This window comes from Desulfobulbaceae bacterium (genome assembly GCA_015231515.1).
GTDB lineage: Bacteria > Desulfobacterota > Desulfobulbia > Desulfobulbales > VMSU01 > JADGBM01.
Window position 1 is genome coordinate 1 of record JADGBM010000124.1, and the last position, 8,014, is coordinate 8,014.

Consider the following 8,014-nt stretch of genomic DNA (forward strand, 5'->3'; position numbering starts at 1 on the left):
TGGATCCCCGATAACGACATTCGGGGATGACGACCGTAAACCATCGTAATTTCGTCATTCCGGCATGTTCTTGGCCGGAATCCAGAAGATAAACAAAGCAATCTGCCTCCACTTTTGGAGAAGTTACGCATTTATACCGTAACTCCTGATCTTGATTGAAAATGGGGCGGTCGTATCGTTATAAAAATTGAGGCGAGGTTGAAATAGCTAAAAAAAAACTGAAATGGTGGGCTTTTTATAGGTCTCCTATTGACAACGCCACAAATTAATTTGGTTATAAAGAGCTTTTCGCCGAACGTTAAGCTCACCAGCCAGCCCCGTGCTTGCAGATTTTAATAAACGAACGAGAACCTGGTCTGGTGTAGCGTTTTGTTATAAATTTCACGCAGAAATTTGATGGGTTGGTGAACTATAATGAAGCCCAAACTCTACGTTAAAGTCAGTAGCTTTTACTTTCGGAATGATTTTGCCAGCCATTCTTTTTAGTTCAACAATCCCATATTTTTCTAATGTCTTGAGAGTTCGGGACAAGTTGGATTTTTTCCTGCTAGTAATTTTCTCTAACTCTGTAATTGAATGTGGCTTGTGACTAATTATGACACGCAATAATTCTTGATTTTCGTTGCTAAGAACTTGGGACATGGATTTAACAGATTCAAACCAAACTTTAGGCTCATCTTTTCTTGGCTTATAATCACCTTTAGCAATAGCTAAAGTTCTTTCAATATAAGCTGTTTTTGAAATAATACCGACTTTCATTACTTTGGTAGCCATAGCTAATACCTCACCTTGGAATTAGGTCGTTTACGTCTTTCCAAAAGTCTTCCATTAGATTGAAAGCACTCTCGAAATCATAAGGATTGACCTTTTCGTAATTGTGTTTGTGATCCCATACGGTTCTTGTTCCACTGAACCTTTTTCTTTTAGGTTTAAACCCATGTGCATTGTCGTAACCAACAACTCTTCTGTTGTTTTTGTCGTGTAACGTTAATGAATATCTTATGCCATGGGGTATATGCTCATTAGGCTCTACTCGATGGACTTTGAACTTCACCCAATAGCCATTGTCCATGGGGAAAATTTCGCCATCTAGCTGTAAAAGCGTTTCAAGACCAATATCTTTGTTTTTTATGTTATTGACCATTCGGCACATCGCCTAGATTTAAGTTTTCATATTATCATCTAATGATAACAATTGGTGGCGTGAATGTCATTATTTATTTCGATTTATAACGTTAAGTTGAGGGGCAGCCAGGAAAGCGGTGCAGATGCCGTGAACGCGGGGGCAAGCGAAAGCGTGACGATTTTCAACCGCGCTTCTTGCTGTCCCTCTCAAACGCCTGGTTGTGCAAAATATTTTGTTATTGGTAGCGTAATAGGGCAGTAATAGGGGACAGGCAGTAATAGGGGACAGACCCCAATTTAAAATAAACGTGGTCTGTCCCCTAATTCGTCCTAATTCGTCTTAATCGACGAGAAATACCCCCGCATAGCCAACGGCAAGATCTTGATCATGGAGTTCGCTCACCGCCTCCAACTGGGTTTTCAGCCGTGGAATAAGCCTTTGGGGGAGCGGTACCGTCCGATCCTTGTCACCTTTGCCGTGGACTGTCAGGATTCCATCATCGAAATTGAAATTCTGCACTCGAAGGGTGAGCCCCTCGGAGAGTCGAAGCCCGCAGCCATAAAGAAGGCTCACCACGATATCGAATGGATATTCGAGATGATTTATTATTGAATCAACTTCCTGGCGGGAAAGAACTACAGGGATATACTTTGATTTTTTGGCGAAACGTAATGGGGGACAGACCCCAATTTAAAATAAACGTGGTCTGTCCCCTAATTCGATTAAATAAACGTGGTCTGTCCCCTAATTCGTCCCTTTTCCTTAGAACAAGCCGAAATTATCACGCTGTAATGTAAAGTAATAGGGGACAGACCCCAATTTAAAACTAATTCGTCTAAAATAAACGTGGTCTGTCCCCTAATTCGTCCTAATTCGTCTAATTCAGGATAGCCTTTTTTTTAATGGACAGCGGTAGTTCAAATCTTTATAATGACAAATATACTAGATTAGTATCAAGATATACTCGCCTGGGAAAAGTGAATATTGACGAACAAATTTAACCTTAAGGAAAAGCTGAGCCATGAACTGCTGGGAGTATAAAAATTACAAATGGACTGATTCCTGCCCGGCTCACCCGGATCATGGCGACTGTTGCATCGTTAAAACAGGAACACTGTGCTGCGCCGATCATGATCTAATCAATAAGATGATGTCCGGCAAGAAATGTAACTTCTACAATTCAGAACACTTCAACAACGAAAGAGCTATATCAATTATTGACACTCTTAATTAAGCCATTGTCAGAAAACAACCTACCGCAAACAAAACTCCATAAGCGAATACATCTGCTTATCAGGCAGAAAGCCCGGCAGTCTCTTCACGGTAGAAAAGCCCAGGTTTCTATAAAAGGGGAGTATTGGATCACGGCTGACCGCATGAACTCGGTTTGCCGGAAATTTACCCCCGATCGTCTCAATAACCTCTCTGATCAGATGCGACCCAATACCGTGCCGTCTTTGTCTCTCTTCAACACCAACAAAAATAATATAGATAATCGCCCCATCAAGAGCATGTTCTGTTAGAAAAAAATTCGGGTCAGCCTGAAATTGCGGCGTTTCTCGGTGCCAAATGCAGGTTTCAATATAACCCGCCACTCTCCCTTTAATTTTGGCAACAAGAAACCCCTCACTAAACATCTGCAACCGTGCCAACAAAGTCTGCCTGCTGGCAGCATCTCTCCCCTCAATGAAATTTTCCAAAAAGACAATCTGGCTTATATCTTCTTCTTGAGCAGGTGTTATATGCACCGCACCCTACCCTTTAGACAGAGCTGACAGAACTGCTTTGACATCGTTACCATCAACAGTTTTACCAAAATGCTTCATAATGGGACCCATGGCCTGCATTGGAGTTTTGAACTGGCTCAAATCAACGTTATCTGCAACCCAGGCAGCAATTGCCTCTTTATCAACCATCGCAGGCAGGTATCTCGTTAAAATTTCAAGGTAGGGTGAGGTTGCCTCCTTCTTCATTTCCAGAACCATCTTCTCCGACTTAACCAGGCCCTGAATAAGTGAAATCAGATCATCATCGGTAATTTCCTCATCTTTTTTGGGGCGTGTTGTTTTCTTACCACTTTCAAGGGTAATCGGCACCGTCAGCTTGTAGAATTCACTCATAACCTGCCTGATGGTGTTTTTCCCGTCGACATCTTTTGCCAGCATGGCAGATTTCAAATCCGCTTTAAGTTTTTCCATCATACTGACCCGCATATCTTGATCCCAACCATATTCAGCCATAATCTCTCTCCATCCAGAAGCTCTTTAAAGTAGAAGGTTACAGAAAAGCATCAATACCACTCCTCTTCACCTATGATATCCGCAAACAGACCTAGGAATTTAGCACATGCAAACAATAAATGCCAGTTATGCCTGTTGCGCAGAGCAAAGCCGCAAAACGGACTGGTCATAATTAGCTCAACAGTTTCAGCAAACAGACCGATATGTCTCAAATATGATGACTACAAATGACAAATGAGCATTCTCTTTACACTTCACATGAAAAATCAGGCCTCCGACAAACATACCAAAACCGGTTTCGATCCTCCGACGGGAACCCATTCCCACCCGCATAAGGAATTAGCATATCTGTCTGATGACCATGACTTTTCTTCATATTCATCGTTGATCAACAACTCTGAGCACTCTTCAACCAATGCCATATTCTTTCCAACACCGGTAAGTCGGTCAACGCACTGGTCTGTTGCCTGGTCGGATTTGATGATGACGATGTTCGTGCTGTTTATGGTCATGTTTGTCTACAAGTCAGCAGACAAGGAGTTTCTTAGTGGTGATGGGTTGGGCTTTGCCTCCGGCAGACATATTGGCAATGAAGTCCGAGACACCACGATGATGGGTACAAACAACTATTTTCAATATGCCGACAAGTCTGTCTCCAGAGTCTATGATTTCAGTCGGCAACTCATTCATCAGGAGGATATTAAGGAGTTTGCTTCAATTGATCTTGAAGCCGACCGGACGCTGCGAATTGTCTTAACTGGCGACCTGCTCTTTGATCTTGGCGCTGTCAACTTGAAAAATTCGGCCCGTGACAACCTGAAACAGGTTGCCAGAATCATTCAAAACACCCCATACATAATTAATGTCATCGGCCACACCGACAACCAGCAGACCAACAACGCCTATGCCAGCAACTGGGAGCTGTCTGCCTTGCGGGCAAGCTCTGTCACGCGCTACCTCATCGCACAAACAGGGCTGCCGCCCAGCCATTTTTTCGTGACGGGCCATGCCTTTCATCAACCGGCAGCTCCCAATGATTCCCCTGAAAATCGTGCCAAAAACAGACGAGTCGAGATCGTCCTGACTAAACTGTTACCATTGCAGAGTGAGTCGTTTGACTCAGAGATCAATGAAAATTTCAGCCCCGCAAACTTAAGTCAAGAAACTCAGCCAGCGCCGCAGTTTCTGCCCACAGAGGGTGCCCACTGATGCGGCATAAAAACACGATCGGCCTGGCATTATGCCTGCTGCTTTTCATCCTTGGATTTGTAATACATGGCAATATAGGACTTTTTTTTAATATAGCAGGAATGCTTATCGTCACTGGCGGCACGTTTGGGGCGGCGCTGGTCAGTTACCGATTTGAACGGCTGGCGATTGTCGCCAAGGTTGTCTATTTCTCGTATAAAAACAGTCCAAAAACTCCAGAAGAAATAATCGATATTCTGGTTAATCTGGTCGTTAAATCCCGCTATCAGGGTATTCTTTCTCTCCAGGAGGAAGAGGATGAAACCACTATATCCTTTCTACGCAATGCCCTTGGCATGCTGGTCGACGGTCATAGCCCGCAGATGATTAAAGAGGTGTTGAGCACCGAAATGTTCTTTTTCAGAACACGCCGGCATGAGACTGAAATGATCCTGCGGGGCATAGCTGACTATGCCCCGTCTTTCGGTCTGGTTGGCAGTGTTGTTGGCCTTATAGGCATGCTTTCCGGAGTTGGCAACACCGCTGTAGTTCTGCAGATGGTACCAATTGCGCTAACCTCAACTTTATACGGGATCATTCTGGCCAATTTTATATTCATTCCTTTTGCGGCAAATCTCCAGGAACGAACCTATCATGAGCTTTTACTGCAAAAAATCATTCTTGACGGCATTCTGGCCATCGAAAGTGAAATGAACCCCCGGCTGCTGGAAAAGAAATTAAAATTCTTCCTTACCCCATCCGCCCGAAAAGGCAAGAAAGTATCTCTGCGTAAGATCCAGGAACGCTTTAAAATTAAAAAAGACAAGCATTGAGACAAGACCAGCCGCCATTAAGCACCTTTACGTAGGCGCTACCCCTTCCGGCAGTACACCTTCTCTCCTTTCATATCGTCTTTAAAAACCTCCATACCCTTTTTCATTGCACAAAAATCACCACACATTGTGCATGTTTTTTTGTTTTCCGGCATTCGGCTCTGCCGCATGCTTCTGGCCGCATCTGGAAACATTAGCGCATCCTCAAGGTCTTCCCAGCGCATATCACGTCTTGCCATAGCTGCTGTTTTTTCGGACTGTCGACGCTCTGGATATTTTGCAATATCGCCGACACGGACGGCAAGACGAGTCGCCCGTACGCCCTCACGCACATCCTGCTCATTGGGCAAGGCAAGATGTTCGGCCGGGGTAATATAACAGACCAGATCCGCCCCATGGCGAGATGAGTTTGCAGCACCAATGGCGGCGGCAATATGGTCATAGCCGGCGCCAGTATCCATCGGTATCGGTCCGAGAACATAATACGGTGCATTACCGCTCATTCTTTTTTCCAGCATGATGTTGGCGGCAATCTCATCAAGCGGCACATGCCCTGGACCTTCAACCATCATTTGACAACCCATCTCCCTGCCCAGTTCAGCGAGCTCGCAGTTAAGATACTCAGGATCAAGCTTACCTGGGTTCGCATACCGGGCCGTTGTTTCCTTAAAGGCCTGGTACAGAGGAACCGTGCCAACAGGCAAATTGGTACTTGCAATCACGGCCCTGCGAACGGCATCAAGATCACCTCCAGCAGACAGTTCCATTAGCGTATCAGCACCTTCTTCTTCGGCAATTCTGGCCTTTCGCACCTCCATTTCGATATCACAGATATCAGAAGAAGTGCCAATCGAGGCATTCACTTTTGTGCGAAGTCCGGTACCGATACCGACAACCTTTTGCTGTGGTCGCTTGGGGTGATTAGCGATAACGATTTCACCGCTGCCACGCGTCTGCGGATAATTTCCGTATCAATTTCTTCGATCTCAGCTACTTCTTTAATCTGTTTAGTTACAATACCTTCTCGTGCCTGCTCCAACTGGGTTTTCATGTGTTCTTCCTCACTTTTTTGTATACCCTGCCAGCAGCCATAAATAAAAAAAGGCCCTGACCGGGCATTGCCCATCAGAACCTTTTACCATTGCGTTCTAACTGATTTTACAATTGTTCCGCTCGTCTTCTGGCTTCCCCCTTCCTCCGGCGGTCTTCCCAGTTCATCCATATCGCATTTCAGGGCGAAAGAATAAACCAGTGACCAAAAATCACCAAAAGAAACCACACTCTGGGGTCACAGCATCAGGCTATGCCACGGATTCACACCGTGTTCCGTTAACCGAACAATCAACTATCAATAATTTGCTTTCAAATAAATACTCAGAGGGTTAAAGTCAACAAAAATTCTGTTTTTAAAATCTGCGCTCATCCCCAACATCCGCCGATAAACATAAATCAAGAGATCCACGACCATATGAGCAACCAAGAAGTCACCACCACAATCAACCACGAGCTTTGCACTGGCTGTGGAATGTGCATTCAAGTTTGTCCATCAAACACCATTTCCATGATTAATGGCAAGGCTGCAGTTACTGGAAGTCACTCTATGAACTGCGGCCACTGCGAATCAACCTGCCCCACCGGCGCTATCAAAGTCGGAGCTCTCAAGGAAGAGTTCAGCTACAGAAGTTTCAGGCCTGAAGATAGATGGCTGCCCCACGGCACGTTCGAGCCGGCACAGCTCGACCGTCTGCTGCGCTCTCGCAGGTCATGCCGCAATTATACGAACAAGCAGGTTCCTTTAGAAATCCTATACGATCTTATCAACTTCGGGATTACAGCCCCATCCGGCACCAATAGTCAACAATGGACTTTCACACTGGTTCCTACACGAGAGAAATTGATTGTCCTTGGTGGACAGGTTGCTGATTTTTTTCACAAACTCAACCAAAAGGCAGCAAATCCAGTCCTACGCGCTATTTCCAAAATATTTTATAAAGACCGGCTCGGCAAATACCACCAGAACCACTACACCTCTGTTCAGCATGGACTGAAAGACTGGTACATACACAAAAAGGACACGCTCTTTCATGGTGCGACGGCAGCAATCATTATCGGCAGCAAACCTGGAGCAAGCTGCCCTCAGGATGACGCCCTCATGGCCAGCCAGAACATCCTGTTAGGTGCGCATGCTCTGGGCCTTGGCAGTTGCATGATCGGCTATGCCGTGCACGCCGCCAACCTCTCCGCCACAATCAAGCCAGCTCTTACTATCCCCGCCGAAGAAACGGTCTATGCCTGCATAGCCCTTGGCTATCCGAGAGAAGAGTACAGCCGCCTGACCCACAGAAAAAAACCTGTTATCCGCATCGTATAAGTTGGTTGATTGCCCCACTGTTGCCTTCCCAATATTGCAAAAGGCTTCCGAACAATTTCTGAGCAGCCGGGTGGTGCAAACCTCCACAATACCTCCCACAAAAAAATCATACCTGGGACAGCATTTGTCCGTTGGGGTGTGTTACTGTCAGTCAATCAGTCACCGTGGTTTTGTGCTCCATCAGGGGCTGGTATTAAAAAAGCTTGACCTTTCAAGTAAACAATTGCTAATAACGGATAAAACCGTTTCAATTTTA

At 45.3% G+C, this 8,014-nt stretch carries 9 protein-coding genes, 1 pseudogene and 1 riboswitch; of the genes and pseudogenes, 4 read left to right on the top strand and 6 right to left on the bottom strand.

Annotated elements, in window-relative coordinates; translation table 11 throughout:
* Positions 1 to 381: 381 nt before the first annotated feature.
* The 3 genes from HQK80_14060 to HQK80_14070 form a co-directional block, all read right to left on the bottom strand.
* Positions 382 to 759, bottom strand: a complete 378-nt coding sequence (locus HQK80_14060) for a MarR family transcriptional regulator (GenBank protein ID MBF0223324.1) — start codon at positions 757 to 759, stop codon at positions 382 to 384.
* A 25-nt stretch (positions 760 to 784) separates the two neighbouring features.
* A complete protein-coding gene (locus tag HQK80_14065) occupies positions 785 to 1,144 on the bottom strand; it encodes a hypothetical protein (GenBank protein MBF0223325.1) in 360 nt (119 codons plus the stop codon).
* A 321-nt stretch (positions 1,145 to 1,465) separates the two neighbouring features.
* Complete coding sequence (locus tag HQK80_14070; protein ID MBF0223326.1) at positions 1,466 to 1,816, bottom strand: tyrosine-type recombinase/integrase; 351 nt, start codon at positions 1,814 to 1,816, stop codon at positions 1,466 to 1,468.
* A gap of 331 nt (positions 1,817 to 2,147) precedes the next feature.
* Between HQK80_14070 and HQK80_14075 the strand changes: the two genes are divergently transcribed.
* Entirely contained in the window at positions 2,148 to 2,360 is a 213-nt protein-coding gene (locus HQK80_14075; GenBank protein ID MBF0223327.1) for a hypothetical protein, read from the top strand.
* A gap of 19 nt (positions 2,361 to 2,379) precedes the next feature.
* On the opposite strand, the gene HQK80_14080 is transcribed toward HQK80_14075, so the two are convergent.
* Positions 2,380 to 2,874: a GNAT family N-acetyltransferase gene (locus tag HQK80_14080; GenBank protein MBF0223328.1), complete on the bottom strand. Its 495-nt coding sequence runs from the start codon at positions 2,872 to 2,874 to the stop codon at positions 2,380 to 2,382.
* 6 nt (positions 2,875 to 2,880) lie between these two features.
* On the bottom strand, positions 2,881 to 3,366 hold the full coding sequence (locus HQK80_14085; GenBank protein ID MBF0223329.1) for a GatB/YqeY domain-containing protein: 486 nt from the start codon (positions 3,364 to 3,366) through the stop codon (positions 2,881 to 2,883).
* Positions 3,367 to 3,600: 234 nt separating this feature from the next.
* Between HQK80_14085 and HQK80_14090 the strand changes: the two genes are divergently transcribed.
* Positions 3,601 to 4,575 carry a flagellar motor protein MotB gene (locus HQK80_14090; protein MBF0223330.1) on the top strand — a complete coding sequence of 325 codons (975 nt, stop codon included), beginning with the start codon at positions 3,601 to 3,603 and terminating at the stop codon, positions 4,573 to 4,575.
* On the top strand, positions 4,575 to 5,387 hold the full coding sequence (locus HQK80_14095; GenBank protein ID MBF0223331.1) for a MotA/TolQ/ExbB proton channel family protein: 813 nt from the start codon (positions 4,575 to 4,577) through the stop codon (positions 5,385 to 5,387). Before HQK80_14090 ends, HQK80_14095 begins: the two co-directional genes overlap by 1 nt.
* Before the next feature lie 38 nt (positions 5,388 to 5,425).
* Here HQK80_14095 and HQK80_14100 read toward each other — a convergent pair.
* Positions 5,426 to 6,438: pseudogene (locus tag HQK80_14100) on the bottom strand (phosphomethylpyrimidine synthase ThiC).
* A 101-nt stretch (positions 6,439 to 6,539) separates the two neighbouring features.
* A riboswitch (cobalamin riboswitch) is annotated at positions 6,540 to 6,745 on the bottom strand.
* 110 nt (positions 6,746 to 6,855) lie between these two features.
* Here HQK80_14100 and HQK80_14105 point away from each other — a divergent pair.
* Entirely contained in the window at positions 6,856 to 7,758 is a 903-nt protein-coding gene (locus HQK80_14105; protein ID MBF0223332.1) for a nitroreductase family protein, read from the top strand.
* Positions 7,759 to 8,014 lie beyond the last annotated feature (256 nt).